The sequence below is a fragment of the Pandoraea faecigallinarum genome (genome assembly GCF_001029105.3).
Lineage (GTDB): Bacteria > Pseudomonadota > Gammaproteobacteria > Burkholderiales > Burkholderiaceae > Pandoraea > Pandoraea faecigallinarum.
The window spans coordinates 3,642,273-3,668,027 of the sequence record NZ_CP011807.3 but is presented as its reverse complement, the minus strand read 5'-3'; the positions used below and the strand labels follow the sequence as shown (position 1 = coordinate 3,668,027).

The 25,755-nt window shown below is 63.7% G+C and carries 28 protein-coding genes; 11 read left to right on the top strand and 17 right to left on the bottom strand.

Features of this window, described 5'->3' with window-relative positions:
* Positions 1-17 precede the first annotated feature (17 nt).
* The 5 genes from AB870_RS16030 to AB870_RS16010 form a co-directional block, all read right to left on the bottom strand.
* On the bottom strand, positions 18-332 hold the full coding sequence (locus AB870_RS16030; protein WP_047905485.1) for a VOC family protein: 315 nt from the start codon (positions 330-332) through the stop codon (positions 18-20).
* Positions 333-586: 254 nt separating this feature from the next.
* Complete coding sequence (locus tag AB870_RS16025; protein ID WP_084664183.1) at positions 587-1,093, bottom strand: hypothetical protein; 507 nt, start codon at positions 1,091-1,093, stop codon at positions 587-589.
* Positions 1,094-1,289: 196 nt separating this feature from the next.
* On the bottom strand, positions 1,290-2,060 hold the full coding sequence (locus AB870_RS16020; protein WP_047905483.1) for a 3-oxoacyl-ACP reductase: 771 nt from the start codon (positions 2,058-2,060) through the stop codon (positions 1,290-1,292).
* 149 nt (positions 2,061-2,209) lie between these two features.
* A complete protein-coding gene (locus tag AB870_RS16015) occupies positions 2,210-2,944 on the bottom strand; it encodes a YoaK family protein (RefSeq protein ID WP_084663769.1) in 735 nt (244 codons plus the stop codon).
* Positions 2,945-3,214: 270 nt separating this feature from the next.
* Positions 3,215-4,036: a hypothetical protein gene (locus AB870_RS16010; protein WP_047905482.1), complete on the bottom strand. Its 822-nt coding sequence runs from the start codon at positions 4,034-4,036 to the stop codon at positions 3,215-3,217.
* Between the two features lie 184 nt (positions 4,037-4,220).
* Between AB870_RS16010 and AB870_RS16005 the strand changes: the two genes are divergently transcribed.
* A complete protein-coding gene (locus tag AB870_RS16005) occupies positions 4,221-4,742 on the top strand; it encodes a DUF1993 domain-containing protein (RefSeq protein ID WP_047905481.1) in 522 nt (173 codons plus the stop codon).
* 103 nt (positions 4,743-4,845) lie between these two features.
* On the opposite strand, the gene AB870_RS16000 is transcribed toward AB870_RS16005, so the two are convergent.
* Positions 4,846-5,376 (bottom strand): GNAT family N-acetyltransferase, encoded by a 531-nt coding sequence (locus AB870_RS16000; RefSeq protein ID WP_084663767.1) that lies wholly within the window; start codon positions 5,374-5,376, stop codon positions 4,846-4,848.
* On the bottom strand, positions 5,373-6,062 hold the full coding sequence (locus AB870_RS15995) for a type 1 glutamine amidotransferase domain-containing protein (protein WP_047905479.1): 690 nt from the start codon (positions 6,060-6,062) through the stop codon (positions 5,373-5,375). The genes AB870_RS16000 and AB870_RS15995 overlap by 4 nt, the downstream gene beginning before the upstream one ends.
* A 104-nt stretch (positions 6,063-6,166) precedes the next feature.
* Here AB870_RS15995 and AB870_RS15990 point away from each other — a divergent pair, with 104 nt between their 5' ends.
* Positions 6,167-6,781: a glutathione S-transferase gene (locus tag AB870_RS15990; protein ID WP_047905478.1), complete on the top strand. Its 615-nt coding sequence runs from the start codon at positions 6,167-6,169 to the stop codon at positions 6,779-6,781.
* Positions 6,782-6,847: 66 nt separating this feature from the next.
* Here the strand turns inward: AB870_RS15990 and AB870_RS15985 are convergent, their stop codons facing one another.
* From AB870_RS15985 to AB870_RS15975, 3 genes are all read right to left on the bottom strand, one after another.
* The gene (locus AB870_RS15985; RefSeq protein WP_047908283.1) at positions 6,848-7,609 is read right to left on the bottom strand and encodes an ABC transporter permease; all 762 of its coding nucleotides are present in this window, start codon (positions 7,607-7,609) and stop codon (positions 6,848-6,850) included.
* Positions 7,610-7,617: 8 nt separating this feature from the next.
* Positions 7,618-8,547 carry an ABC transporter ATP-binding protein gene (locus tag AB870_RS15980; protein WP_047905477.1) on the bottom strand — a complete coding sequence of 310 codons (930 nt, stop codon included), beginning with the start codon at positions 8,545-8,547 and terminating at the stop codon, positions 7,618-7,620.
* Positions 8,548-8,699: 152 nt separating this feature from the next.
* Positions 8,700-9,128 carry a VOC family protein gene (locus AB870_RS15975; RefSeq protein WP_047905476.1) on the bottom strand — a complete coding sequence of 143 codons (429 nt, stop codon included), beginning with the start codon at positions 9,126-9,128 and terminating at the stop codon, positions 8,700-8,702.
* A gap of 244 nt (positions 9,129-9,372) precedes the next feature.
* On the opposite strand from AB870_RS15975, the gene AB870_RS15970 reads away from it, so the two are divergent.
* Positions 9,373-10,026 (top strand): TetR/AcrR family transcriptional regulator, encoded by a 654-nt coding sequence (locus AB870_RS15970; protein WP_047905475.1) that lies wholly within the window; start codon positions 9,373-9,375, stop codon positions 10,024-10,026.
* Between the two features lie 72 nt (positions 10,027-10,098).
* On the opposite strand, the gene AB870_RS15965 is transcribed toward AB870_RS15970, so the two are convergent.
* Positions 10,099-11,028 carry a LysR family transcriptional regulator gene (locus AB870_RS15965; protein ID WP_047905474.1) on the bottom strand — a complete coding sequence of 310 codons (930 nt, stop codon included), beginning with the start codon at positions 11,026-11,028 and terminating at the stop codon, positions 10,099-10,101.
* Positions 11,029-11,285: 257 nt separating this feature from the next.
* On the opposite strand from AB870_RS15965, the gene AB870_RS15960 reads away from it, so the two are divergent.
* Entirely contained in the window at positions 11,286-12,044 is a 759-nt protein-coding gene (locus tag AB870_RS15960) for an SDR family NAD(P)-dependent oxidoreductase (protein WP_047905473.1), read from the top strand.
* Positions 12,045-12,137: 93 nt separating this feature from the next.
* On the opposite strand, the gene AB870_RS15955 is transcribed toward AB870_RS15960, so the two are convergent.
* Both AB870_RS15955 and AB870_RS15950 read right to left on the bottom strand, forming a co-directional pair.
* On the bottom strand, positions 12,138-13,091 hold the full coding sequence (locus tag AB870_RS15955) for a DMT family transporter (RefSeq protein WP_084663763.1): 954 nt from the start codon (positions 13,089-13,091) through the stop codon (positions 12,138-12,140).
* Positions 13,084-13,575 carry an Lrp/AsnC family transcriptional regulator gene (locus AB870_RS15950; protein WP_047905472.1) on the bottom strand — a complete coding sequence of 164 codons (492 nt, stop codon included), beginning with the start codon at positions 13,573-13,575 and terminating at the stop codon, positions 13,084-13,086. The genes AB870_RS15955 and AB870_RS15950 overlap by 8 nt, the downstream gene beginning before the upstream one ends.
* 336 nt (positions 13,576-13,911) lie before the next feature.
* Between AB870_RS15950 and AB870_RS15945 the strand changes: the two genes are divergently transcribed.
* The 3 genes from AB870_RS15945 (at position 13,912) to AB870_RS15935 (ending at position 17,614) form a co-directional block, all read left to right on the top strand.
* A complete protein-coding gene (locus AB870_RS15945; RefSeq protein WP_084663761.1) occupies positions 13,912-16,137 on the top strand; it encodes a TonB-dependent siderophore receptor in 2,226 nt (741 codons plus the stop codon).
* A gap of 196 nt (positions 16,138-16,333) precedes the next feature.
* Positions 16,334-16,918 carry a TetR/AcrR family transcriptional regulator gene (locus AB870_RS15940; RefSeq protein ID WP_047905471.1) on the top strand — a complete coding sequence of 195 codons (585 nt, stop codon included), beginning with the start codon at positions 16,334-16,336 and terminating at the stop codon, positions 16,916-16,918.
* A 270-nt stretch (positions 16,919-17,188) separates the two neighbouring features.
* Entirely contained in the window at positions 17,189-17,614 is a 426-nt protein-coding gene (locus AB870_RS15935) for an organic hydroperoxide resistance protein (protein WP_047908280.1), read from the top strand.
* 99 nt (positions 17,615-17,713) lie between these two features.
* On the opposite strand, the gene AB870_RS15930 is transcribed toward AB870_RS15935, so the two are convergent.
* Positions 17,714-18,379 carry a DUF1439 domain-containing protein gene (locus tag AB870_RS15930; protein WP_237169959.1) on the bottom strand — a complete coding sequence of 222 codons (666 nt, stop codon included), beginning with the start codon at positions 18,377-18,379 and terminating at the stop codon, positions 17,714-17,716.
* 203 nt (positions 18,380-18,582) lie between these two features.
* A complete protein-coding gene (locus AB870_RS15925) occupies positions 18,583-18,798 on the bottom strand; it encodes a SlyX family protein (RefSeq protein ID WP_047908278.1) in 216 nt (71 codons plus the stop codon).
* A gap of 118 nt (positions 18,799-18,916) precedes the next feature.
* Between AB870_RS15925 and AB870_RS15920 the strand changes: the two genes are divergently transcribed.
* Positions 18,917-19,234, top strand: a complete 318-nt coding sequence (locus AB870_RS15920; protein ID WP_047905470.1) for a YnfA family protein — start codon at positions 18,917-18,919, stop codon at positions 19,232-19,234.
* A gap of 83 nt (positions 19,235-19,317) precedes the next feature.
* Here AB870_RS15920 and AB870_RS15915 read toward each other — a convergent pair whose 3' ends face one another.
* On the bottom strand, positions 19,318-19,917 hold the full coding sequence (locus AB870_RS15915; protein WP_418303968.1) for a helix-turn-helix transcriptional regulator: 600 nt from the start codon (positions 19,915-19,917) through the stop codon (positions 19,318-19,320).
* Positions 19,918-20,066: 149 nt separating this feature from the next.
* On the opposite strand from AB870_RS15915, the gene AB870_RS15910 reads away from it, so the two are divergent.
* From AB870_RS15910 to AB870_RS15900, 3 genes are all read left to right on the top strand, one after another.
* Positions 20,067-21,674, top strand: coding sequence for an MFS transporter (locus tag AB870_RS15910; protein WP_064674851.1), 1,608 nt, complete (start codon positions 20,067-20,069; stop codon positions 21,672-21,674).
* An 89-nt stretch (positions 21,675-21,763) separates the two neighbouring features.
* On the top strand, positions 21,764-22,783 hold the full coding sequence (locus AB870_RS15905) for an IS110 family RNA-guided transposase (RefSeq protein ID WP_047905322.1): 1,020 nt from the start codon (positions 21,764-21,766) through the stop codon (positions 22,781-22,783).
* Between the two features lie 287 nt (positions 22,784-23,070).
* Positions 23,071-24,225: a LysR family transcriptional regulator gene (locus AB870_RS15900; RefSeq protein WP_053059406.1), complete on the top strand. Its 1,155-nt coding sequence runs from the start codon at positions 23,071-23,073 to the stop codon at positions 24,223-24,225.
* Here the strand turns inward: AB870_RS15900 and AB870_RS15895 are convergent.
* Entirely contained in the window at positions 24,153-25,721 is a 1,569-nt protein-coding gene (locus tag AB870_RS15895; RefSeq protein WP_053059405.1) for a sensor domain-containing diguanylate cyclase, read from the bottom strand. The genes AB870_RS15900 and AB870_RS15895 overlap by 73 nt on opposite strands.
* Positions 25,722-25,755: the final 34 nt, after the last annotated feature.

Here is a 25,755-nt window from a genome sequence, read left to right as displayed (position 1 = left end):
TCCCCCTTTTGTCGTCCTTAGTTTCGTACCGCGACCCCGTAAGTGCTCACTATGCGACGGTCCTGCTCAGCGGCGGAGAATGCTTCCCACAACACGCCGTTGCAGTCCGTGCTGCTCGCGTACCCCGGCGCATCGTCATCTTCGAAGCCGACGTGCCGCAGCTCGCCGGCGCGCGATGGCGACTGATTGATCGAGAAGTTGAGCAGATCGGTGCGCCACATGGCATACGCGCCGGGCACCACGGCCGAGGGCGGTTGGCCGAGGCGGGCGGAGTAATCGGCGATGGACTCGGCGAGATCGCGCACGGCGAGCGCGATATGAAAGCGTTTCATGAGGTCTCCTGACGTCGGATGCACGGGGCAATGAGGTGAATGCCGACGACGCCGCCGCGGCGGGTGAGCGCCCGCTCGCGGGATGCGCCTGCAGTGCGCCCGCAAGCGGGGCAGCCACGCGGCGCGGCGGCGTCGTCGGCGATGCCCATCTTAGGTGGCGTCAGGAAAGCCAGCCAGACGGGCGGTTATCCCGGTATCGGGGGTAATCGGATGTGCGGGGGCGGCGCCGGACATGCCGTGGCGTTAGCGGGCGCTTACTGGGGACGTTGGAAGTCGTTGTCTACCCAGGCGCGTGCGCTGTTGCGCGAGAGCTTGAACGACGGCGGCACCTTGACCGACGCGATGGTCTCGCCGAAACGGTCGATGGCGCTGAGCATGGCGTAAGGGTCGTAGTCGTCGGGCACGATGTCGAGAATGACGTCGATCTCGCCGTTGGGCCCGTCGACGCTCACTCGCTTGTGCAACTGGGCACGCAGTTGCTGCTCGTGACGTCGTAACACCTCGGCAGCCGTTTTCACGAGTGTGTGGAAAGCGTTGACGTCGAGCGGTTTCGGATTTTTCTTGTCGCGCCCCATCGTCCATGGCCCCACGAGGGCGGGTTCCGATTCGCCGTCCTTGAACATGGCGACCGCCCAGCCGTCGTCCTCCTCGTTCTTGATCACCTTGGCGGTCCAGCCATCGTCGCGCCACAGGCGGTCTTCGTAAATGGCGTTCCGGCTATCGGCGGTGTCGTCAGCGTTGGGGATGTCGGTGGAAGCGATGGAAGTGGTGGTCACTGTCTGAAGTCGGGGCTTGGAAATAAGGAGCCGGAAGGAGGCGGGGCGCGGGAAGGGCGGCGCGCATTCGCCTGAGCAAACACTGAAGCGGGCGCTCACAAAGGTGGCAATTTTACCGCGTCCGGCAAATGCGCGGACGCGTTCAGTGCGTTGCGTAGGGACACGCGCGTTCGCGCTGCCCTCAGCCCTTCACCAGCCCACCGTCGACGATGAGGTTCTGCCCCGTGACGGCGCGCGCCCACGGCGAGAGGAAGTAAAGCACGGCGTCGGCGAACTCGTCGGGCGTGGTGACCCGGCGCAGTGGCGTAAGACCGGCGATCAGATCGAACACGGCTTCGGGTGTTGCCGAACTGGCGTCGGTCACGCGCAACAGGCCGCCGGAGACCATGTTGACGGCGATGCCGTCCGGCCCGAGATCGTTGGCCGCCGTGCGTGTGAGCGAGAGCAGCGCGGCCTTGGCGGTTGTGTAATCGTGGTAGGGCACGACCGGGTTCTGAAACAGGTTGGTGCCCACGTTTACGATGCGCCCGAAGCCGGCCTCGCGCATGCCCGGCAGCGCGGCCTGCATGGTGTTGAGCGCGCCCTTGACCGCCCCTTCGAGCTGCTGCGCGAAGCGCGACCAGGGGATGTCGGCCAGCTTGGGGCGCGCGTCGCCATCGAACCGGAAATCGGCCAGTGCGTTGTTCACGACGGAGACGATCGGTGCGCCGATACGCTCACGGGCTTCGGCAAACAGACGGGCGACGGCTTTCTCGTCGGTGACGTCGGCTTGCAAGGCCACGGCGCGATGTCCAAGCGCGCCCAGCGAATCGGCCAACTCCCGCGCCGCTGCGTCGCTGCGCAGGTAATTGATGACCACGCCTGCACCCTCCCGGGCGACGGCGCGCGTAATCGCGGCACCCAGGCCCCGTGCCCCGCCCGTGACGAGCACCCATTGCGAATCCAGCTTCATTGCGATGTTCCTTGACGAGTGTGTGCACGCCCGTGGCGAATGCGCCAGGGGCGATTCGTCCCTACGTGAAACCGACGGGCGTGTAAGCGCAACATTATCGCGCGTTCGCGTCACGGACCGGCGAGACGCGCGAAGCCGGCAAGGCAAACTTATTCGTTCGCCGTGGCCAGCGCCACGAGCAGGGCCACAGGCAGCAGTACGCACCAGAAGCCTGCGCCGTGATAGGCAAAGCCCCCGAAAACCGCCCCCACGGCGAAGGCGACGAGGGCGGGAAGCATCTTGCGCAGGCGCGCCTTCGCGGCATTGCCGTCGCCGCAGTTGCCGCTCGCCAGTTCGACCATGTCGATCACGATCTGTGTCGTGTTGCCTGTCATGATGGTGGTCGGCGCCAGATCGGAGAGCACGAGCCGGCCGATGGCGTTCTGAATCGCCAGCGCGGCCACGCCGAACATGCCGGAGAGGATCGCGAGCGGGGCGTCTGCCGAGATGATGGGTTGTGCCGCCATGCCGATCACCATGAACCCCAGCAGCAATAGCGTTTGCAAGATGAGCAGCAGACGCAGCGGACGCCGGTCCCGGTTCGCGAACGCCTGCACGATGAGTTTGACCGCCGCGACGAAAATCACGAACACCGGCAGCGCCAGTAACTTGGCCAGCACGCCCACGTGTGTGCTGGCGACCAGTTGCACGCCGATCATCACGAAGTTGCCGGTCACGTGTGCGGTAAACAGCCCGAAGAGGGCAATGAAGCCCACCACGTCGACATAACCGGCGACGAAGGCGAGTGTCATGCCGATGGCCGTGGGCCTGGCAAAGTGGGCGGCCCACTTGCGGGCGAGCGTTGCGGCTTCGGCCGGAGAGGGGATGTGGCGCGGGGTACCCATGGCGGCTCCTGTATCGGCATGCGTGTCGGATATTGCGCCCCCTTGCAGGGCACATACCGCACGTGAAGCTGCCCTGGACGCCAGTCGAGCATATCACCTGTCCATTACGCAGGACTTCATGTCGACCCGTCATGCTGCCGCGCGCCGCCGCTCCGGGGCCACTGTCCGAACGTCTTATTGCATCGGCCGGTCTTCATCGCATCCTGGCGACGCCGAGACGCCCCAGGCGCGCGCGCCGTCGCGGTCGGTGCGGCGAAATGGCCTGCTCCGTCAGAAGCCTCCCACACTTCCCGCCATCGTGCGGCGCGTCAGATCCATGCGTTCGTAAAAGAGATCGGTCGTCACGATCATGACGTTCTGCGCCATACCACCGACGGTCTCGGCATCCTGCGTCACGCCGCCCGTGGCCAGAGCCACCGGTTGGCGTCCCATCGCCCACCACTCCGCTTCCACTTGCAATCCGAGCGCGTGCGAGCGTTCGAAGTCGTTGTCGTTACGGTGCATGCCGATGAACTCCAGCGCGTCGACGAGCGAAGCCGATTCCCTGAGAAACGCCGAATGCGATTCCATATCGACGTAGATGGTGCCGTCTTCGTCCTCGCTCACCATTGGCGGGCGAGCCTCATGCGCGCTCGCCGCTTCGATCTGGAGAAACTTCAACAGCAGTGGCGTTTCGTTGTGATGCGTCGATATCAGCATTCGCGCCATCTCGACCGTGTTCAGATTCAACGGCGTGCGCCCCGCCCAGTCCGGCGCGGCCTGAATGACAGCGTCTCCGATCATGAAATAGGGCGCGGCCCCTTCCCCGGTGCACCACTTCAGCTGATGGCGGTGTTCCGGTTTGACGTACTGTGTGAGTTCGAGGAAGGCATCGACCTGCTTGCCGGCCGAAGCCGTCGTCGCCATGGTGTGGATGGCACTCGTGGCAGCGACCTTGTTCGTGCCGAGGATCCAGTCCTTGATACGCTCCCAGAGCGTGTTCAACTGATACTGAATGCCTTGTTTCGTACATGCCTCGACCGTATCGGCGCTGAGGCTGCGCGATACATGGCCGATCAGACCAATCGACGATGTTGCTGATGCGACTGACATGCCGGTATCTCCCTTCGGTTTCGCGTGAGATGGAAATCCACGCGATAGGATCTTGCCGAGGGGCGGCGTGCCTGTATTCCAGGAATCGCTTCGGTGAGCGGCAGGATTTTTTCCGCGCTGATAGCATGTATCGTTCGCACGACCCCGCGCGCTTCGCGCTGTGCTACCCCTGAGGAGTTTCCCGATGTCGATTTCCCTCTATCGCGCCACCATTCCCGTGTATCTGCGCGGCCTGACCGTCATGGCCGACTACATCAGGAAGGCTCGCGCCCATTGCGAAGCCAATGCCGTGGATCCCGTGTCGATCCTTACGGCGAAGCTCGCGCCGGACATGCTCGATTTCACCGCGCAGATCCAGCGGGTGAGCGACACGGCGAAGTTTGCGGTGGCGCGCCTGACGGGCGTCGAATCGCCGAAGTTCGACGACGACGAAACGACGTTCGATCAACTGCGTGATCGCATCGCGAACACCGAGGCGTTTATCGCCGGCATTCTGGAAGATCGTTTCGACGGCGCGCAGTCGCGCCAGATCACGCTGAAGTTCAGGACGCAGCAGACCACAATGGACGCCGTCGATTACCTCTTCAAGTTCGCGCTGCCGAACTTCTATTTCCACGTGACGACCACACACGACCTGCTGCGTGCGCAGGGTGTGGAAGTGGGCAAGATGGATTACCTCGGTCCGTTCGAGATGCAGCCGGTCTGAGATTCGATGCGCCCGGACAGCGCCCGAACAGCGCTCGATAGCGCCCGGATGGACCGGGCGTTCGTCCCGGGTGCGCGTCGGGTCGCTTGCGTGCGGTGAACGATCAGTGTGTCGAGATCGGCAGATACATGCGAATGTCGTCGCAAAAGCCGTTACCGACGCGCATGGCATCGGGTTCGCGTCCGATTTCCACGAAGCCGAACGATCGATACAGCGCAATGGCCGCGCGGTTCTCGGCATTGACCTGCAAGGTGATGTGGCGAAGTCCGGGCTGCGAGCGTGCCAGCGCAAGGGCGGCATCGACCAGTGCCCGGCCGATGCCGCGCCCCATGGCGTCCGCCTGAACGTACATTCCCCACAGAAAGCCCACGTGCGAGAAATTCCGGCGGGTCTGGCGTCCGAGACCGAGCACGCCGACCAGCCGTTCGTTTTCGAAGGCGCCGAAGACGCCCGCATCCGGACGCGCCGTCAGCCACTCGCGCACGCGCTCGAGCGGCCAGTCCTTTTCTTCCTCGTAGCTCGATCCGAACGCTTCGGGGTGCCTCTGCAAGCCCGCGAGGCGCAGTGCCTGGAAGGCGAGCGCATCGGTAGGAACGAGGCGCCGGATATCCACTGATGCTGCGGGTTTCCTCATGGCAGGCGCGGCTCCATCATCGCGAGCACCGTGCGCGCAGCTTCTTCCGACGACGCCGGGTTTTGTCCCGTGACGAGGCGTCCGTCGCCTACCACGTGCGACACCCAGTTCCCGGCCTTCTCGTACAGTCCGCCCAGCCGTTTGAGTTCGTCTTCGACGAGGAACGGCACCACGCCGGTGAGACCGACGGCGGCTTCCTCGTCGTTGGTGAAGCCGGTCACGTGACGCCCGCGCACGAGCGGTTCGCCGTTCGCCGCACGCACCTGCCGCAGCACGCCCGGCGCATGGCATACGAAGCCGATGGGCTTGCCGGCGCGCTCGAATGCTTCGATCAGACGGATGGAGTGCGGGTCTTGTGCGAGATCCCAGAGCGGGCCGTGGCCGCCGGGGTAAAAGACGGCGTCGTAGTCGTCGGGATTGACATCGGCCAGCTTCAGCGTGGTGGCCAGCGCCGTTCTGGCCTCCGCGTCGTCGCGAAAGCGCCGGGTGGCTTCCGTTTGCGCGTCGGGCTCGTCGCTCTTCGGGTCGAGCGGCGGTTGGCCACCCGCGGGTGACGCGAGCGTGACGGCAAGTCCTTCATCGATGAACACGTAGTAAGGCGAGGCGAACTCTTCGAGCCAGAACCCGGTCTTCTTGCCCGTGTCGCCCAGGCGGTCGTGCGAGGTCAGAACCATCAGGATGTTCATGAAACATTCTCCCTGTCGAGTCGGCCATGCGACCCATTCTACCCGTCATGTATGATCGGCGGAACCGCCGGTGCGGCGGCCACCGCCTTGCAAAGGAGCGAGACATGCAGTTGATAGGAATGCTGGATTCCCCGTACGTGCGACGCACGGCGATTTGTCTGAAGTTGCTTGGCCTGCCTTTCGAACACCGTTCCCTGTCGGTCTTTCGGACCTTCGACGAGTTCGCCGCGATCAACCCCGTCGTGAAGGCGCCGACGCTCGTCGCCGACGACGGCACGGTGCTGATGGACTCCACGCTCATCCTCCAATATCTGGAATCGCTGGTCGACCCGGCGCAACGGCTGGTGCCGGTCGATCCGGCCGCACATCTGCGTTCGCTGCGCCTGACCGGGCTGGCGCTCGCGGCATGCGAGAAGTCGGTGCAACTGGTGTACGAGCGCGAATTGCGTCCGAGCGAAAAACGTCACGCACCATGGACGCAACGCGTGCGCACGCAGGTGCATGCGGCCTTTCAGGCGCTGGAAAAGGAACTGGCGCAGGTGCCGGTCGTGGCAACACCCGATCGGATCGGCGTGCATGGTGTGACGATTGCCGTGTCGTGGCGCTTTCATCAACTCATGCTGCCGGAGATCGATTTCAGCCGCGAGTTTCCCGGGATCGCCGACTTCTCGGCGCAAGCCGAAGCCTTGCCCGCGTTTCGCGAGACGCCGCCGGTCTGAGATGGGGAGGATGAAGGCAAGGCGGTGCGGCGCATCCGCCGGAGGGCGTACCGTCCGGCAGATGCCTCAGCTCTTGAGGCGGTAGCCCGTCTTGAACATCCACGCGACGATGGCGAGGAAAATCGCGAGGAACAGCAGCGTCATGCCGAGGCTCACGGCGACGCTCACGTCCGCCAGTCCGTAAAAGCTCCAGCGAAAGCCGCTGATGAGATACACGACCGGATTGAACAGTGTGACCGCGCGCCAGAACGGCGGCAGGATGCTCGTCGAGTAGAAGCTGCCGCCGAGAAACGTGAGCGGCGTGATGATGAGCAGCGGCACGAGTTGCAGTTTCTCGAAGCCGTCCGCCCAGATCCCGATGATGAACCCGAGCAGGCTGAACGTGAGCGCGGTCAGCACGAGAAAGAAGATCATCCAGACCGGATGCTCGATGCGCAACGGCACGAACAGCGCAGCCGTGCCCAGCATGATGACGCCGAGAATGATCGACTTGGTCGCCGCGGCCCCCACATACGCGCACACGATTTCCATGTACGACACGGGGGCCGAGAGTACCTCGTAGATCGTGCCGGTAAAGCGCGGAAAGTAGATGCCGAACGAGGCGTTCGTCACACTCTGCGTGAGCAGGGAGAGCATGATGAGGCCCGGCACGATGAACGCGCCGTACGGCACGCCCTCGATCTCCGGAATGCGCGAGCCGATAGCCGCGCCGAACACCACGAAGTACAGCGAGGTCGAGATGACCGGTGAGATGATGCTCTGCATCAGCGTGCGGCGCGTGCGGGCCATCTCGAAGTTGTAAATCGCCCTGACGGCGTAAAGATTCATGGCGCGGCTCATCCTTCTTTCTTGTGCACGAGCGAGACGAAAATATCTTCGAGCGAGCTTTGCGTCGTGTGCAGATCCTTCACCGAAATACCGGCCCGCTCCATGTCGCGCAGCAGCGCGGCGATGGACGTCTGCTCGATATTCGCGTCGTAGGTGAAGACCAGTTCGGTGCCGTTCTCGCCGAGCGTGACGCCGTAGCCGGCGAGCGCGTCGGGCACGGCGGCAATCGGCTCGGCCAGCTGCAACGACAGTTGCTTGCTGCCCATGTGCCGCATCAGCTCGGTCTTCTCCTGCACGAGCGTGATCTGGCCGCCGGTGATGATGCCGATGCGGTCGGCCATCTCCTCGGCTTCTTCGATGTAGTGCGTGGTCAGGATCACCGTCACGCCGGTTTCGCGCAACGATTGCACGAGACCCCACATATCGCGGCGCAGTTCGACGTCGACACCGGCGGTCGGCTCGTCGAGAAACAGCACGCGCGGTTCGTGCGAGAGCGCCTTGGCGATCAGCACGCGTCGCTTCATGCCGCCAGAGAGTTGCATGATGCGGCTGTCCTTCTTCTCCCAGAGCGACAGCGAACGCAGCACCTTTTCGATGTACGCGGGATTCGCTGGCTTGCCGAACAGGCCGCGTGAGAACGAGACGGTGGCCCACACCGATTCGAAGGAGTCGGTGGTCAGCTCCTGTGGCACGAGACCGATGGCTTCGCGCGCGGCGCGATAGTCGGTGATGATGTCGTGACCGTCGACCGTGACCGTGCCCGAACTCGGACGCACGATGCCGCAGATGGTGCTGATGAGGGTCGTTTTGCCGGCGCCGTTCGGGCCGAGCAGGGCGAAGATCTCGCCGCGCTGGATTTCCAGGTTGATGTTCTTGAGCGCCTGGAACCCTGTCGCGTACGTCTTCGACAGATTCTTGATTGAGATGACGGATGGCATGGCGGCGACGATAGCACAGGCTTGAGGAACTTGTCGGGCACACACGGCGGAACAAAAATGCGGGCATCGAAACCGCCGTCGATTCCGATCCCGCATCCTTCCGAAGGCTGCGCTGCAACCGCCGTGAAGCCGTTGCGGCGTGCTCGCACGCCTCAGCCCTTCGGCATTTCCTTCGGCACGATCACCATCCAGTTCATGCCGAAGCGATCCTTCACCATGCCGAACGTTTTCGCGAAGAACGTCTCGCCGAGCGGCATGTTGACCGAGCCGCCCTCGGCCAGCGCGTGAAAGGCTTTCTCGGCCTCGGCCACTTCCGTGAAATCGACCGACAGCGAGAATCCGTCGAACTTCGGCTGACCGCTCACCATGCCGTCGGACGCCATCACCATCGAATCGCCGATGTAGAACTCGGTATGCATGATCTTCTTCTCGCTACCCGGCGGCAGCATGCCTTCGGGACACGCTTCCGGGCTGTCGCCGTAGCGCATCATCATGCCGGGCTTCGCGCCCAGCGTCTTCACATAGAAATCGATCGCTTCTTCGCAACGGCCTTCGAAAAACAGATAGGAATGAACTTGCATGGAGCGCTCCTCGATATGTCTGCAACAAGGGCGACCGCGAGGGGAGTCGGGATCGCCCGGTTAAGGGAAGTGTCATCGGTCCTACGTCATCGATACCTCGGTACATAGACCCACCATAGTGCCTGGGCAGCCAAGGTGCGAATGTGACGCTATCCACGCACCCATGACGCAGGGCGACTTGCTTTTGTGGACAGTGTACACAAACAATAGCAGACATAATGGACACTGTCCACAAGGGGTAGCAATGTCAGAACAAGAAACCACGACCGGCCCGGCGCGCGCGACCTACCGTCACGGTGACCTGCGCAGGGCGTTACTGGAAGCGGGGATCGCGCTGGCGCGCGACGGCGGGCCGGACGCAGTGATCCTACGCGAAGCAACACGCCGCGCCGGGGTCGTTCCCAATGCGGCATACCGGCACTTCGCGAACCGTCAGGATTTGCTCGACGCGGTGCGCTCGGCGGCGTTGGCCGAGCTGGCCATGGCGATCGAGCATGAGCAGGCAATGATCGATGCGGCGTCGCTGCCGGATGGCATGGCGCGCTCGCGGGCCTTGCTGCGCGCCGTCGGTATCGGATATCTGCATTTCGCACGGCGGCAGCCGGGACTGTTTCGCACGGCGTTTGCACCGTCGGAGAACGTGCGTTCGGCGGGCGGACCGGACAAGGCGGGCGCGAGCGGCCTGAATCCGTTCGAATTGCTCGGCGCCGCCCTCGACGGCATGGCCGCCGCGGGCATCATCGGTGCGCACCAGCGCCCCGGCGCGGAGTATCTGGCCTGGGCTGCCGTGCATGGCCTGGCGGTGCTCGTCATCGACGGGCCGCTGCGCGATCTGCCCGACGATCAGGTCGACGCACTGGGGCAACGGCTCGTGACGATGGTCGAGCAGGGGCTGTAGCGATCGAGGCCGGTCCGGCCATCGAGGGGGAAGGCGCGCGGCGGCGACGTGGTGACAGCGCCCGCCGCACGTCTACCGGCGTGTCGCAGGACGCTCGTCGAATGCCGTCAGACGCGGCGTGAGCAAGTCGGCGAGCCAGTTCATGAAGGCCTGCGCACGGCGCGGAAGGTGACGGCGGTTCGCATAGAGCAGCGAGACCGCCAGGGGCTCGGCCTGAAACGCCGGCATGACTTCTTGCAGTGTGCCGTTCGCGAGCAACGCCCGCACGCCGCCTTCAGGCGCCTGAATCAGGCCGAGTCCGGCAATGCATGCCGCCTGATAGGCGTCGGCGTTGTTCACCGTCAACACGCCCTCCATCGGCCATTGCGTATAGCGCTCGCCGTCGTGGTACTCCCAACCGGCAGGGCGGGTGCCGAGCGTCGTGGTGTAGTGGATCAGACGGTGCGAGCGCAGATCTTCCAGCGTCTGCGGTACGCCGTAGCGTTTCAGATACGCGGCGCTCGCCACGTTGATCTGGCGCATGTGGCCGAGCGGCCGCGCAATCAGCGTCGAGTCGGCGACGGCGCCCACACGCAGCACGCAGTCGAATCCTTCGCGAACGAGATCGACGCGCCTGTCGGTACTCGAGAGTTCCACGCGCAGGGCCGGGTGCTGCGCCAGAAACGACGGCAACTGCGGAATGATCGTCGTGCGCGCGAGCGTGGCCGGCAGATCCACCCGCAGCCGTCCCGTGAGCGCCTCGTCGCGCGCCACGAACATCGTCTCCCACTCCTCCATGTCGGCGAGCAGATCCTTGCAGCGCTCAAGGCATGCCTGACCGTCCTGCGTGAGCTGAACGCGCCGCGTGGTCCGATGCAGCAAACGCGTTCCCAGTTTCGTTTCGAGTTGCTTGATGGCGTTGGACACGCTCGCGCGCGGCAGGCCGAGACTGTCGGCGGCCTGCGTGAAGCTGCCGGTCTCCGTAACGCGCACGAAAATGCGCATGGCGTCGAGCTGATGCATGGCGGCAAGAGCGCCGTCTGTGCAGACGAGCGATTGTTATTTGAATTTGATCAGTGTAATCAAATTCAATGGATTTATTGGTGAAATTCGATGCAATAGCATGTTGAACATACCGCGGCATTCACAGCGCACCGTCTCCGACGACGACGCTGGTTGGCGCGGCAAGCGAGAGAGACGGCCGGCGCGGCCGTCCGATGTGTTCAACGGGGCGGCGCCCGCCTGTGCTGCCCGATGCCTTGAGTCCCAGGAGAATTACCATGACCCGCAAGATCGCTCTCATTACCGGTGGCAGCCGTGGCCTTGGCCGCGCTTCGGCGCTCGCCGTCGCCCAGCGTGGCACCGACGTTATCCTCACCTATCGCAGCCAGCGCGCCGAAGCCGAGGCCGTGGTCGCCGATATCGTCGGGATGGGCGCGAACGCCGTGGCGCTGCCGCTCGACGCGTCGGACACGGCGCAATTCGCCCCGTTCGCGGCGCAGGTCAAGCGCCTGCTTCAGGAAACCTGGAAGCGCGACACGTTCGATTTCCTCGTGAACAACGCGGGCACCGGTCTGCACAAGTCGATTGTGCAGACGACGGAAGATGAGTTCGACTATCTGGTGAGACTGCATCTCAAGGGCCCGTTCTTCCTCACGCAAACCCTGCTGCCGATGATTGCCGACGGCGGGCGCATTCTGAACGTCTCGAGCGGTCTGGCCCGCTTTACGCTGCCGAACGCTTCGGCGTACGCGATGATGAAGGGCGGTATCGAGGTGTTCTCGCGTTACCTTGCAAAGGAGCTGGGCGCACGCGGCATTCGCGCCAACACGATTGCTCCGGGCGCTATCGCCACCGACTTCAATGGCGGCACGGTGCGGGACAATCAGGCGGTGCACGAGATGGTCGCGGGCAACACCGGGCTGGGCCGCGTGGGCGAGGCCGACGACATCGGCGGCGCCGTGGCGGCGCTGCTGAGTGAGGAGACGGGTTGGATCAACGGCCAACGCGTCGAAGCGTCGGGCGGCATGTTCCTCTGAACCGCTTTAAACCGCTTTAAACCGCTTGAACCGCTTGAACCGCTTGAACCGCTCCAAACCCGCTCCAACCGTTTCCGGCCTCGCGGCAGAGGCTCAGCGAGCCGGGCGGCGTGAGCGCATCGAACCGGACCAGGCGACGGCACCGACGATGCATACGCCGCCGATAGCCATCTTGAGTGTCGGCGCGGTGCCGAACAGCACCCACGCGAACGCGATGGCATAGACCGGCTCCAGCGCGATCACCACCGCGGCCTGGCTCGCCTTGACGCTACGCAGCGCATGAATGAAAAGGGTATAGGCGAGCGCCGTGCACACGATACCGAGACACGCGAGCCAGCCCCATTGCGCGGCAGGCAGCGCGAACGCCTCGCGCCAGGCGAACGGGCCGAGCACGACGAGAATGCCAAGGCATTGCCACCAGCTTGCCTGTAATGGCGAGGCCTGCGCGCCCAGCACGCGGTTCGAGAGCGCGATGACGGCGTAGATCGCGCCGGACAACACGCCCCATGCCAGACCGAGCGTCGCGCCGGCCTGCCAGTCGAAGGCGGGCGTCACAAGCGCGAGCCCCAGACAAACGAGCGCGATGACGCCCATGTCGCCCCATGAGGGACGTTCGCGGCGCAGCGGCCATTCCAGCAGAATCACGAACGCCGGGAAGCAGGCGAAACCGAGCGTGCCGACGGCGACACCGCCCGCCTTGATCGCGAGAAAGAAGGCGAGCCAGTGCACGGCGAGCAGCACGCCCGCAACGATCAGACGGCCTGCCGCGGCCGCGGAGATGCCGCGCCACGGTACGCCGCTCGAGAGTCGTGCCGGGCCACGCACGCCAGCCAGACCGGCGAGCGCCATGGCGGTGAGGGCGAGCCACGAGAACAATCCGCGTCCGAAGACGATCGTTGTGCTGCTCGCGGCAATGTGTTCGCCGAAGAGTGCCGAGGCGCCGAACAGCATGGCCGCCACGTGCAACGCGATCTGCTGCGTGGCGCCGCCGCCCGCCTCGTGCGGCGGCTGCCCGGTGGCGGTGTCGGCGGGCGACGCCTCAGGCATGACCGGTGGCGGGATCGTCGGGGCCGGGCACCGGCACGGCCGTGGTGTACATCACCTGCTTGAGCGCGAAGCTCGAACGAATATTCCGGATGCCCGGAATGCGGGAGAGGCGGTCGGTGATGAGCGTTTCATACGCCGCCATGTCGCTCACCATCACGCGCAGCAGATAGTCGGCGTCGCCCGACATCAGGTAACACTCCATGACGTTGGGCAGGGCGGTCACGGCGGTTTCGAAGGCGTCCAGACCGTCACGATTCTGGTTTTCCAGTGTGACGTGGATGAAGACGTTGATATGCAGCCCGAGACGCGACGGATCGAGCAATGTCACGCGCTGGCGAATATACCCCGCTGCCTCAAGTGCCTTCACGCGCGCCAGACAAGGCGACGGCGACAGGCTCACCCGCGAGGCGAGTTCCACGTTGGTGAGGCGGGCGTCGGCTTGCAGCTCCCGCAGAATTTTCAAATCAATGGCGTCGAGTTCCATACCACTTGCGCGCACGCCCCGGATGAGGGCCGGCGTTCCGTTCAATGAGCCGCTCGGTAGGCGACAGTGCCGCGATATTAGCCTATTTGGCCCCTTTCCCGGTGAAGGAGCAACAAGGATGTTCGGGACCCGCGAGCGATTTCGCCTGTTCTGGCGCCGTCGCGATGTCCGGGCCTTGTAAGGAATCGAAATGTTGTATTTCTGTGTTGTCCTCGTCAGGGAGCGACAACATTTGTTGACGGTGCGTGCGGGTTTGCTAATATCCCAAACTTGCGAATGAGAACGTTAACGATTCTCATTAAACAATAAGTTTTCTGAATACACGGGATTTCAAGCATGTCTTCCGCTTCGGCTCACCGGGTCCGCCGCATGGTGGCTGGCCGTCCTGCTGCACGTCCGCTGGCGCTCGCCGCGTTTCTGACCTTCGCTGCCCTTGCCGCCACGCCGGCCCCGGCCTTTTCGCAGACATCCGCCGAATCGGGGAGCGCTGCCGACACTGCCGGTTCGTCCGGTAATGCCTCGGCCGCCGAGGCTGGCACCCCGGCCGCGTCGGCCACGCTCAAGGCCACCACGGTGACCGATTCGGCGCTGCGCGAAACGCCGCAGAACCTGAAACAATCGGTGCAGGCGGGCGCGCTCGGCTCGCGCAGCCAGCTCGACACGCCGTTCTCGACGACAGTGGTGAGTCAGGAGCAATTGGAAAAACGTCAGCCCGCCAAGCTTGGCGACGTGTTCGTCACCGACGCCTCGGTGACCGACGGCAGTAATGCGTTCGACGCGTGGGCGGGTTACATCTACGTGCGCGGCATGCCCGTCGACTGGCAATCGGGTTTCAAGCTCGATGGCATGCCCGTCATGACCTATGGCGTGACGATGCCGTACGAACAATTCGACCGCGTGGAACTGCTCAAGGGTCTGTCCGGTTTCATGTATGGCTTCGTCGCCCCCGGCGGTGTGGTGAACTACGTGACGAAAAAGCCGACGGACGAGCGTATCGCGAGCATCGACGTAGGCTACCAGTCCGAAGGGATCTGGCGCGAGCACGTCGACCTCGGCGGTCGTGCCGGTCCGAACGACATGTTCGGCGCGCGTCTGAATTACACGCACGAGGAAGGCCGCACGTACACCGACGGCAATCTGAACCGCGATACGGTTTCCGTCGCCCTCGACGCGCGCATCACGCCCGATCTCACCTGGAATTTCGGCGCGATGTATCAGGACCGCCGGGCGACGGGCACGTCGCCGTCGCTCTCGACGTTTCGCTTGACCGGCAACCAGTTGCCGGCCCCGATCAATGTGTCCAATGCGAACCTGCAAACGCAGGCAACGCACCTGAACACGATCACGCAGTTCTACACGACGGGTCTGCAATATCAGATCAATCCGGACTGGAAGGTGTCGGCCAACTTCGCCTACAACAAGTCGACGCGCGACCGTAACGAAGCCACGCTGTCTCTGCTGAACGGCGCGGGCGACTTCAGCGGCCAGAACGATCTGGGCGATGAAGTGAATACGTTCCATGCGTGGCAAGTGACGGCAGAGGGCAAGGTCCGCACCGGTGCGCTGACCCACCGGCTGGCGTTCGGCTACGCCTCGCAATATCAGACGAACGACTACGCCTACGTCTATAGCCCGGAATACACGGGCAATCTGTATCAGGGCACCTCCTACCAGTTCCACGGCGACGGCACGCCGCTTCAGGCGCAGCGCTCCAGCGCCATCGAGCAGAAGTCTGTCTTCGCGTCCGACACCGTGCAGATCACGGACCGCTTCTCGGTGCTGGCCGGTGGTCGCTTCACGAACTACGATCAGACCAACGCGCAAGGCGTGTCGACATATTCGACGAACGGCGTCTTCACGCCGACGCTCGCCGCGATGTACAAGCTCACGCCGAATACGACCGCCTATGTGAGCTACGTCGAGGCGCTCGAAGCCGGTGAAGTGGTTGCCTCGTCGTACGCCAACGCGGGCGCCGTGCTCAACCCGTTCAAGAGCCGCCAATATGAAGTGGGCGTGAAGACCGAGCAGGCGACGTGGAGCACGACGGCGGCGCTCTTCCGTATCGAGCGCGGTGCCGTCTACACGAACAGCGCCAATGCGCGTGTGGCCGACGGTCAGTCCGTCTACCAGGGTATCGAACTCGCCGGTTCCGTGAAGCTCGGTCCGCAATGGACCCTCGGCGCCAGCGCCATGGCGCTCGACGCCTGGTACGCACGTACGGCAGGCGGTTTCGACGGCAACCGCGTAGGCGGTGCGCCGCGCTTCGTGCTCTCGGGCAACGTCGAATACAAGATCCCGTACGTGCCGGGCCTGTCGGTCGGTGGCGACATCCGCTACAACGGCCGCACGGCGCTCAACCCGCAGAACTCGCTGACGGTTTCGGGTTACACGCTCATCAACGTTGGCGCGACCTACCGCACACGCGTTGCAGGCAAGGACGTGACCCTGCGTGCCGCCGTGAGCAACCTCACCAACCGCAAATACTGGGAATATCAGTACGACAACTACATCAAACCGGCCGACCCGCGCATGGTCAGCCTGAACGCCAAGATCGACTTTTGATCGCGCGGCAATTCAGTAATGGTACTTTGGCAGCGCCGGCGGCACGGGGGCACCGTGTCGCCAACCGCATCGACAGCGGCCCGCGGGCCGCTGTTTTTTCTGCGACGGGTTCCCTATCGTCCTCATCGGCAGAATTCATCGGACGCTTCGAAAAATCGCTTGACTTATCTATCTACTGATAGATAAGATTCGATGCATGAACCGCACAACGACATCGTCCGCCGCGCCCACTGTCAGGGAGCAACTGCTGGAACAGGCGCAGACGTTCCTGATGACGCGAGGCTACAACGGCTTCAGTTATCGGGACCTGGCCGAGCGTGTCGGTGTGAAGACGTCGAGCATCCACTACTACTTCCCCGCCAAGGAAGATCTGGTGCTCGAAGCGATCAAGGCGTACGACGCGTTGATCGGTGAAGGACTGACGCAGATCGATGCGTCGCTACGTGCACCGGAGAAATTGGCGTTGTACGCGCAGGGGTTCGGACGTATCGTCGAAGATGGTCACCGGATTTGCCTGTGCGGCATGCTGGCGGCCGACATCGAAACGCTGCCGGAGACAGTGCGCGAAGCGGTGCAACGATTCTTCGCGTATCACGAAGCGTGGCTCGCGGCGGTGCTGACCCAAGGCGAGACGCAGGGATCGCTGAAGCTGACTTCCTCGCCCGAAGCGACGGCGCGCGCATTGTTCGCGGGATTTCAGGGCAGTGTGATGGCGTCGCGATTGTTCCGTGCGCCATCGCGGTTGGAGGATGTGGTCGCGTCGGTGTGCGGCGTTGCCTGAGCGAAGACGCCAACATGGCGCCGCGGGGAGAACGACAACGGGAGAGACTCTCCCGTTTATTTGGGGTAGTTTATCTATCTATAAGTAGATAGATGATGAGAAGGGCAACAAACGGGACGGCCGTCGGCCTCGGGTGGAATCGATGCTCACGAACGGTGTCCCACAGGTGCATTAAGATGGCCGCTTGGCTGCAAGGCATTGCCTCGATGGCGTGTCAGGTCATGAGGTCGAAGTTTGGAAGTGAAATTCTCTACTTACCAGGAGTTCGTCATGTCGATCGAAAAAGTGCTGTACACCGCCCATGCCACCGCCACCGGAGGCCGTGATGGCCGTGCCGTCTCGTCCGACGGCGTGCTTGACGTCAAGTTGGTCGTCCCCAAGGAAATGGGGGGCCCCGGCGTTGGCGGCACGAACCCGGAACAACTGTTCGCCGCCGGGTACTCGGCCTGTTTTCTCGGCGCGCTGAAGTTCGTCGCGGGCAAGGAGAAAGTGGCGTTGCCGGCGGAAACGAAGATCGACGGTGCCGTGGGCATCGGCCAGATCCCGACCGGCTTCGGCATTCAGGCCGAACTGAAAATCAGCGTGCCGGGCGTGGACCGTGCCGTGGTGGAAGACCTCGTGCAAAAGGCGCACGTCGTGTGCCCGTATTCGAACGCCACGCGCGGCAACATCGACGTGACGCTGACCATCGTCTAACGACACCGTTCACCGTACGCGGAATGTGAAAAGAGCAGCTCTCGGGCTGCTCTTTTGCATTGCATTTCGTGGCGGGTGCGGTGTCGTTCGCGCCGAGGCTCACTTTGTCTTCACTTCGACCTTGATGCCGTCCGGCAACACGGTGATGGCGCCGGGTTCGACGTCGCGCCCGCCGTATTTCAATTGCTCCGGCTTGAACGTGTAGATTGGGTACTGGTTGAGGACCTGCTGCGCGACGGTGCCGCCGATGGCCGTCAGTTGCTGGCCGTAGGCAGGCGGCATGCCGGTCACGTCGACGCGCTCGACGCTGGGATTGTCGAGCAGCACGGCGCGGCGGACCGGATCGTACTTCAGCGCGCTGGAGATCGCCAGCACACCCTTGAGGGGCTGGCCCTGGAGCAGGACGTTCTGCACTTGCGCGTCGACTTGCGTGTTGACGCGGTTCGCCTGTGGATTGAAGCCGATCTGCGGGTGAGTCAATTCGACGGAGAGCCACTGGCCGTAATTGAGCGTTGTAGGAAAGCGTTTGTCGACGGCGCTTTCGATCTCCTTGCGCGTCATCGTGTACTCGCCGGTCCAGATGTTGTACGCGGCCTCGGCGGCGCGCATCCACGGCGCGAGCGTGAGTCCGAGCAGCCCGCCGACGGCGAGGCGCAGCCCGTCGCGGCGTGAGACGCCGGGCATGCCATCGGCATGTGCCGCGTCCTCGAAACGGACGATGTGCTGGAGACGGCTGGGGCGGCGGGTCTGGCGTTGCGAGGTCATGTCACGAATGCCCGGCGAGCGGGTGGGCTTGGGTCGTCGATGGTCGTGTGACCCGCGCGGCGTCGAATCGTTCTGAGGGCGGCGTGGATCCGCAGGCGGGGCGTTTACACCCGGCGTCCGCGATGGCCATCCCATTGGCGCCCCGTCGCCCCATTGCCCCGTCGCCCCGAACGCCGTGCGACCGTGCGACCGTGCGATCCGTCTCAATAATGCGGCGGAATCTCGTGACGGGCATTCCCGTCGCTGCCGCCGCCCTGTCCCTGCGACTGCATCTGTTGATAAAGCGCCTTGAATTGCTTTTGAAGCAGGGCGATTTGCTGTTCCTGGCGTGTGACGATCTCGTTGAGCGTTTCGAGCAGATCTTCCTGAAAGGCTGTCTTGACTTCAAGTTCGACGACGCGGGCTTCCAACGATTCCATGAGCTTCTCCGGTGAACGCGGCATTTTAGGCTATTACGGGATTCTCGCAGGCCCGCGCCGCTCGCGAAGGGGGCGCGTGGGCATGACGCATCGCACACACGCCGGGCATAATCGCGGCATGAAAACCTTTCTGCTTTATGTCGTCACCGCGGTGGCCGAGGTCGTCGGTTGCTATCTGCCCTGGCTGTGGCTCAGGCAAGATCGCAGCGCGTGGTTGCTGGTGCCCGGCGCGATGGCGCTCGCACTCTTCGCGTGGCTGCTCACGTTGCATCCCGCCGCGGCCGGGCGCGTCTATGCCGCGTACGGCGGTGTGTACATCGGTGTGGCGATCGTGTGGTTGTGGCTCGTCGACGGCATGCGTCCGACGTCATGGGATATTGCCGGCGTGGCCGTGGCGCTCGCGGGCATGGGCCTGATTGCGTTTCAGCCGCGCTGAAGCGAAGGATGCAGGGCAGGCCGCCAAGCCACTGAGGCATCAACGCGCCGGCGGCGTTTTCGTGCCGGCGCTTTCATTCGGGTTCAGCCGGCTGCGCCCGGTTTCACCCGATATGTGCAGCGTTGTCCGCCTGCGAGGATGTGTGTTTCGCGCGAAACGGTGCCGCGCTCGCCGACCAACTCCTGAAACAGATCGAGTTCCGTGCGGCAAAAACCCTGACACGTTTTCGCGGCGGCACAGATCGGGCAGTGATCCTCGATCAGCAGCCAGTCGTCGCCGTCGCGCTCCACGCGCGCCATATACCCCTCCGCCGAACGGATCTCCGCGAGTTTTTCCATCCGTGCCGCCAGTCCCGGCAACGGATCGATGGCGCGCTTGTAGTGGGCGCGCGTCTCGAGAGCGCGTTGCGTAATCAGACGGTCGAGACCGTCCTCGCCGAAAAGCTGGCGAATCGAGCCGATCAACTGAATGGTGAGATTGGAATGGGCATCGGGGAAACGGCTGTGGCCAGCCTCCGTGAGTGTCCAGGCCTGACGTGGACGCCCCGCGCCGCGCGTGGGCATCGTCTCGCCGGCCAGCAATCCGTCCGCCACGAGTTTCTGCACCTGCTGACGCGCAGCCTCGGCCGTGATGCCCAATCCCGACGCAACTTCGGCGGTCGATGCCGGGCCCTGCGTCTTCAACCAATGCAGAACGCGTTCATTCCCCGCACCCGACATGCCTGAATGGGGTGCCCTATTATCCAAGTGGTTATTTGGGTAATTCATTGTGAGGCATGTAATATCCAAGAACTTTCTTGCATATTAGTCTCCCGGTGGGTGACTGTCCATCCATGACAACGAGCACGACGAATTCCCGTGCGCCGGGCTGGCGCGATTTGCTCAGTGGCAACAACGGCTGGCGTTCGCTGGCGCTGGCGGGTGGCGTGGCGTTGCATGCGACCAACGTCTATGTGGCGACGACGGTGCTGCCGTCCATCGTGAAAGACATCGGCGGACTTGATCTCTACTCGTGGAACACCACGTTGTTCGTCGTCGCGTCGATCCTCGGTTCCGTATTCGCCGCGCAGATGCTCTCGGCGCTCGGTCCTCGCGTGGCCTACGTCATGGCGCTGGTCGGCTTCAGTGCGGGGACGATCCTGTGCGCGGCAGCGCCGAACATGGCGTGGATGCTGGGGGGGCGCACGTTGCAAGGTTTCGGTGGCGGGATTCTGCTCGCGTCGAGTTACGCGCTGATCCGAATCGTTTTCGCGCCGCCGCTCTGGTCGCGTGCCATGGGACTGGTCTCCGGGATGTGGGGCGTGGCGACGCTTTGCGGACCGGCAGTCGGCGGCGTGTTCGCGCAGTTCGGCCACTGGCGCTGGGCGTTCTGGTCGCTATTGCCGATCGTGGCCGGGCTGGGACTCATCATCCGCGCGCAGGTGCCGGCAGGGCGCGCCGTGTCGAGCGCCGACGGCACTTCGCGGACGCACGACGATGCCCACGCCGTGCCCTGGTTCAAAGTGGTGCTGCTGTGCGCCTCGGCCGTGGCGATTTCACTGGGCGCCGTGGTGAGTTCGCACGTCCTGGCCGTCATCTGGATGCTGCTCGGGTTGCTGCTCGCGTGGTGGCTGGCACAGCGCGAGCGCAGCGTACGGCACGCGTTGCCGCGTCTCATGCCGACGGGAGCGTATTCGCTGCGAACGCGTCTGGGCGCGCTGTACGCGGTCATGAGCCTGCTCGGACTGGCGACGACGAGCGAAATCTACATCCCCTATTTCCTTCAGACGATTCACGGGCAGACGCCGTTCGCCGCCGGATACCTCGCCGCGCTCATGGCCGCAGGCTGGTCGGCCGGCTCGATGACGAGTGCCGCACGGCATGGCGAGAGTGCCGAGCGTCGCGTGCGTCTCGGTCCGGTGATCGTCGCGCTCGGCATGTTCGCGCTGGCGTGGTTGCTCCCGCAAGCGTCGCTCTTTGCGAGCGCCGCAGGACTCGCCGCGATCTGCATTGCATTGTTCGGGGTGGGCGTTGGCGTGGGCATCGGCTGGCCACACTTGCTCACGCGAGCGATGACGGCGGTGCGTCCCGGCGAGCAGGGACTGGCATCAGCGTCGATCACGACCGTGCAGTTGTATTCGATGGCGCTCGGATCGGCGCTGGCCGGACTGGTGGCCAACTCGGCCGGGCTGGCGGGTGGCGGCCTGGCCGACGTGCAACGTGCGTCGGTCTGGTTGTTCGCGCTGTTCGCACTGGCGCCGGCGGGGGCGGCCGTGATCGTCTTGCGAGGCAGGACGGCGGCCTCGCCGTCCGGGCAGGACGTCAAGCTGGAAATGCGGCAGCAGGTAACGATGGAAGCAAGGAAGGAAGCAAGGAAGGAAGCGAAGCACGAAGCGAGCAGGCGAGGGAGCCGGGAAGGACAGGAGAATGAAATGAACGCGTCCCACCCCGTGACCGAGTGAGCAAAGGAAGGTGGATCCTCACGGGCCAACGGCATCGATGTGCCCAAAGTGGAAAATACGAAGTTTTCCAAAGCAACCGGAGGATCCGAGTGAATTGTACGGCAGTGGGTGTAGACATCGCGAAAAGTGTGTTCCAAGTGCATTACGTCGATCAGGAAACTGGCGAGATCGTGAACAAGCCGATCAAGCGGGCAAAGTTCCTTGAGCATTTTGCGAACCGAGCGCCGTGCCTGATCGGGATGGAAGCGTGCGGTGGTGCGCACCACTGGGCCCGGCAACTCGCGAAGCTGGGCCACGAGGTGAAGCTGATGCCGGGGGAGTTCGTAAAGGCTTTCAACATCAGGAACAAGAGCGATGCGGCTGATGCGAAGGCGATCTGGCTGGCCGTGCAGCAGCCGGGCAAGCCGGTCGCAGTAAAGACCGAAATGCAGCAAGCCATGCTGGGGCTGCACCGGATGAGACAGCAACTGATCAAATTTCGCACGATGCAGATTAATGCTCTGCGAGGGCTGCTAACGGAATACGGTGAAGTGATGGGCAAGAGTCGGGCGAAGCTCGATAAGGAAATACCCGCTGTGCTCGAACGGATTGCGGAGCGTTTGCCTGCCGTGCTGATCGATACGTTTCGCGCGCAGTGGAACGGACTGGAGAAGCTTGATGAGCAGATCGCTGAGATCGAGCGTCGGATGCGCGAGTGGAAGAAAGAGGATAAGGCGGTCAAGGCCATCAGCGAGATTCCCGGTGTTGGATTACTGACGGCAACAGCAGCTGTCGCGATGATGGGAGATGCGAAAGCGTTCAGTTCGGGACGAGAGTTTGCCGCGTGGGTTGGGATCGTGCCGAAGCAGACGGGTTCGGGCGGCAAGGTGAACTTGCATGGCATATCAAAGCGCGGCGACACATATCTGCGCACCCTGCTGATTCACGGTGCACGATCTGTGCTGACGCATGCGAAAGAGCCCGGTGAGTGGGTCGAACAAATCCAGAAGCGGCGGCCAAAAAATGTCGTAATCGTCGCGTTAGCCAACAAGATGGCGCGAACGATCTGGGCAGTTCTTGCCCATGACCGGCAGTACCAGAAGGGATACGTGAGCGTGAAACCCGTCTAAACGGGCAGCGCTTGCGTAGAGGATTAACGTTTAAACACAGGGTGAACGTCGAAAGGTTGCGCAGCAATCGAGTGTGATGACAAGCCAGGTAGGACCGGGACTCGCTAAACCTGAATGATGCCTCGAGCTTTGAGCTCGCCGGGAGAATGAGGTGCGAGTCAGCGAATTTCATAGGGGCCCGCAGCGACTGTACCGACTGCATCGAGGCCGGATATAGAGCTGCAGCCCATCCTGTCTATCAAAACACGCGAAAACTGTTGCAAACGGGACGCGTTCATATAGGCATCATGATCGATCGCATCACTGCCATGCGCACGTTTGTGCGTGTGGCCGAAGTCGGCAGCTTCACCAAGGCGGCGCTGTCGCTGGACATTCCGCGCGCGACCGCCACAACGCAAGTGCAGCATCTCGAACGCTGGTTCGGCGTGGCGCTCTTCACGCGCTCGACGCGGCGTGTCGCACTCACGATGGAGGGGGCCGCGTACTACGAGCGATGCACGGCCATTCTCGCGGATGTCGAGGAAGTCGAATCGGGCCTGTTCGGCGCGCAGGCGCAACTGCGTGGACGTCTCGTCGTCGTGCTGCCGCCGGTCATCGCGCGCGAGGTCGTCATGCCATCGCTTGCCGAGTTTCAGGCGCGCTATCCGGGGCTGGAAATCGCACTGGATGCGACGCCCGCGCACGGCGACTGGCGCGGCGACGGCGTCGATTGCGGTGTGGTGCTCGGCGAGTTGCCTGACTCGCGTCTGGTCGCGCGACGTCTCGGCGATCTGCCCCGGGTCACGTGCGCGAGCCGTCGCTATCTCGACTCCCACGGCACGCCCGGCGACCTCGACGATCTGGCCACGCATACCTCGGTGAAATGGTTGTCGGCGCCCGCGGAGTCGTTCGGATCCCTGGCGCCGGCCGGTGCATCCGCCACGTCGCCGGGCGGAGAAGGCTTCCCGCTGCCGACACGCTGTGGCGATCTCACGATGATCGTCGGCGGCAAGGCCACTTGCGTGCGCACGCGCGGACAATTGCATGTGGGCGACGAGGCGGCGTATCTCGCGGCCGGGCTGGAGGGACTCGGGCTGATTCAGCCCACGCTGCTGGCGGCGGCACCCTATCTGGCTTCCGGCCGTCTGGTGCCGGTATTGCCGAAATGCCCGCCGCCGCCGTTGCGTCTGTCGGCGGCGTACCCGGCGCAAAAGCGCGTGTCGCCGCGTGTGCGGGCGTTCGTCGACTGGCTCGCGCAGATTTGCGAGCCGCTGGGAACAGCGCGAGCCGGGGCGATGGCCGAAGGGAAAGCCGAGCGGGAGGCGGACGCAAAGGCCGACGTAAAGGCCGACGCAAAAGCCGACGCAAAAGCCGACGCTAGTGCCGGTACTTACGTGCCGTTGCCGGTCTTACCCGACGGTGCGCCATCCAGCGACCGGCGTTCGTTCACGCTGCCGGCGTAATGACTGCGCTTCTCTTCGTACATCAGCAAATCGGCACGCTGAATCGTTGCTTCGAGCCGTTCGCCGGCTTCGCACGTTGCCATGCCCATCGAGAATGAGAGCGGCGTGCCCGGGTAAAACGAATTGTTCAATTCGACCAGTTGACGAATGCTCTCGATGATTGCCGCCCCGCCGGTCGAGTCGGTGGACGGCAGCAGCAGGGCGAATTCGTCGCCGCCGATGCGGGCTGCGATCTGCGGGGCGGCGACGGCCTTGCTCAGGACTTCGCCCGCGCGGCGCAGCAACGCGTCGCCCGCCGCGTGGCCGAGCTGATCGTTCACGGCCTTCAGACCGTTCAGATCCGCCACCACGACCGTCACCGGATACGGACCCTTGCGTTCGAGCCGGTTGAGTTCGTCCACATAGAACGAGCGATTGCGCAGTTTGGTCAGCACGTCGTGCTTGCCGAGAAATTCGAGATACGACTCCGCCTTCTTGCGTGCCGTAATGTCGGTGAGCGCGACGAGCACCAGATCCCAGCGCGACTCGTGACCGGGCAGCACGGCAAATTGCAGATGGACGTTAATCTCGTTGCCATCGAGCGCGTAGTTGACGACTTCGCGCTGCTGGAAGAGTTTGTTTTCCCACAGGTCGATCAGCTGCTCGCGGAAGTTGTGCCGCATGTCGTCGCGAAACACGTCGGGCAACCGGCCGAGCAGCGTGGCCTTGTCGGGGGCGACGAACATCGCGAGTGTGTGACGGTTCACGTCCAGCACGTCGATTTCCTGCATGCAGCGCTCGACGAACTCCGGGTGAACATCCGTGAACGTGCGAAAGTCGGTGATGCCTCGCGCACGTGCGTCGTCGAGCAGCAGCTTGATCGCGCTGAAGTCTTCCACCCACAACGAGACCGGCGAATACTCGAAGAGGCCGCGAGCATACTGCTCGCCCATCGTGACGCGCTGGCGGGCGTGCTCCAGTTCCGTCACGTTCTCCAGCGAGATCAGCACGCGATCGAGCGTGGCTTCATGGCCGGGCAGCACCGAGCCGTTCAGCAGCACGTCGAGACGTCGTCCGTCGAGCGTGTAATTGACGGTTTTGCTCGTGAAGTGCGTCTTGCCGTCCCACAACTGGCAAAGTTCTTCGATGTGGGTCTTGAGCATGTCGTCGCGGAACACGCGTGGCAGGTTCGCCACAAGTTCGGCGAGCGAGGGCGCGTTGAACATTTCGAGCGTGCGGCGATTGACCTTGATGACCCGAATGCGTTGCGAGCAGCGCGAGACGTGCGCGGGATCGGCCTTGAAGTGCGCACGCAGATCGATCACGCCCTCGGTGCGCCATGCCTCGAACAACTGCTTCACGCCGCTGAAGTCTTCCAGCCAAAGGGAGACGGGCGCGAGGTCGAACATCAGGGCGTCGTCCGTAGCGCTGGTAGCGCCGGCGGATCCGACGGATCCGGTAACACCGGCGCCCGGCGATGACGGCGAGGAAGGAACGGCGGGCAGTGCGTCCGGCATGTATCACCTGGTCTGGTTCTGGTTTTAGCTCGCC

Bases quoted from the DNA above. Each gene is read 5' to 3' on its own strand.
- AB870_RS15940 (WP_047905471.1), top strand. From the start codon at position 16,334: ATGAACCGCACAACGACATCGTCCGCCGCGCCCACTGTCAGGGAGCAA.
- AB870_RS15895 (WP_053059405.1), bottom strand. From the start codon at position 25,721: ATGCCGGACGCACTGCCCGCCGTTCCTTCCTCGCCGTCATCGCCGGGC.
- AB870_RS15975 (WP_047905476.1), bottom strand. From the start codon at position 9,128: ATGCAAGTTCATTCCTATCTGTTTTTCGAAGGCCGTTGCGAAGAAGCG.
- AB870_RS15980 (WP_047905477.1), bottom strand. From the start codon at position 8,547: ATGCCATCCGTCATCTCAATCAAGAATCTGTCGAAGACGTACGCGACA.
- AB870_RS15955 (WP_084663763.1), bottom strand. From the start codon at position 13,091: ATGCCTGAGGCGTCGCCCGCCGACACCGCCACCGGGCAGCCGCCGCAC.
- AB870_RS15950 (WP_047905472.1), bottom strand. From the start codon at position 13,575: ATGGAACTCGACGCCATTGATTTGAAAATTCTGCGGGAGCTGCAAGCC.
- AB870_RS15985 (WP_047908283.1), bottom strand. From the start codon at position 7,609: ATGAATCTTTACGCCGTCAGGGCGATTTACAACTTCGAGATGGCCCGC.
- AB870_RS15990 (WP_047905478.1), top strand. From the start codon at position 6,167: ATGCAGTTGATAGGAATGCTGGATTCCCCGTACGTGCGACGCACGGCG.
- AB870_RS15945 (WP_084663761.1), top strand. From the start codon at position 13,912: ATGTCTTCCGCTTCGGCTCACCGGGTCCGCCGCATGGTGGCTGGCCGT.
- AB870_RS16005 (WP_047905481.1), top strand. From the start codon at position 4,221: ATGTCGATTTCCCTCTATCGCGCCACCATTCCCGTGTATCTGCGCGGC.
- AB870_RS15970 (WP_047905475.1), top strand. From the start codon at position 9,373: ATGTCAGAACAAGAAACCACGACCGGCCCGGCGCGCGCGACCTACCGT.
- AB870_RS15900 (WP_053059406.1), top strand. From the start codon at position 23,071: ATGATCGATCGCATCACTGCCATGCGCACGTTTGTGCGTGTGGCCGAA.
- AB870_RS16010 (WP_047905482.1), bottom strand. From the start codon at position 4,036: ATGTCAGTCGCATCAGCAACATCGTCGATTGGTCTGATCGGCCATGTA.
- AB870_RS15995 (WP_047905479.1), bottom strand. From the start codon at position 6,062: ATGAACATCCTGATGGTTCTGACCTCGCACGACCGCCTGGGCGACACG.
- AB870_RS16020 (WP_047905483.1), bottom strand. From the start codon at position 2,060: ATGAAGCTGGATTCGCAATGGGTGCTCGTCACGGGCGGGGCACGGGGC.
- AB870_RS15935 (WP_047908280.1), top strand. From the start codon at position 17,189: ATGTCGATCGAAAAAGTGCTGTACACCGCCCATGCCACCGCCACCGGA.
- AB870_RS16030 (WP_047905485.1), bottom strand. From the start codon at position 332: ATGAAACGCTTTCATATCGCGCTCGCCGTGCGCGATCTCGCCGAGTCC.
- AB870_RS15925 (WP_047908278.1), bottom strand. From the start codon at position 18,798: ATGGAATCGTTGGAAGCCCGCGTCGTCGAACTTGAAGTCAAGACAGCC.
- AB870_RS15960 (WP_047905473.1), top strand. From the start codon at position 11,286: ATGACCCGCAAGATCGCTCTCATTACCGGTGGCAGCCGTGGCCTTGGC.
- AB870_RS15930 (WP_237169959.1), bottom strand. From the start codon at position 18,379: ATGACCTCGCAACGCCAGACCCGCCGCCCCAGCCGTCTCCAGCACATC.
- AB870_RS16000 (WP_084663767.1), bottom strand. From the start codon at position 5,376: ATGAGGAAACCCGCAGCATCAGTGGATATCCGGCGCCTCGTTCCTACC.
- AB870_RS16015 (WP_084663769.1), bottom strand. From the start codon at position 2,944: ATGGGTACCCCGCGCCACATCCCCTCTCCGGCCGAAGCCGCAACGCTC.
- AB870_RS15920 (WP_047905470.1), top strand. From the start codon at position 18,917: ATGAAAACCTTTCTGCTTTATGTCGTCACCGCGGTGGCCGAGGTCGTC.
- AB870_RS15910 (WP_064674851.1), top strand. From the start codon at position 20,067: ATGACAACGAGCACGACGAATTCCCGTGCGCCGGGCTGGCGCGATTTG.
- AB870_RS15965 (WP_047905474.1), bottom strand. From the start codon at position 11,028: ATGCATCAGCTCGACGCCATGCGCATTTTCGTGCGCGTTACGGAGACC.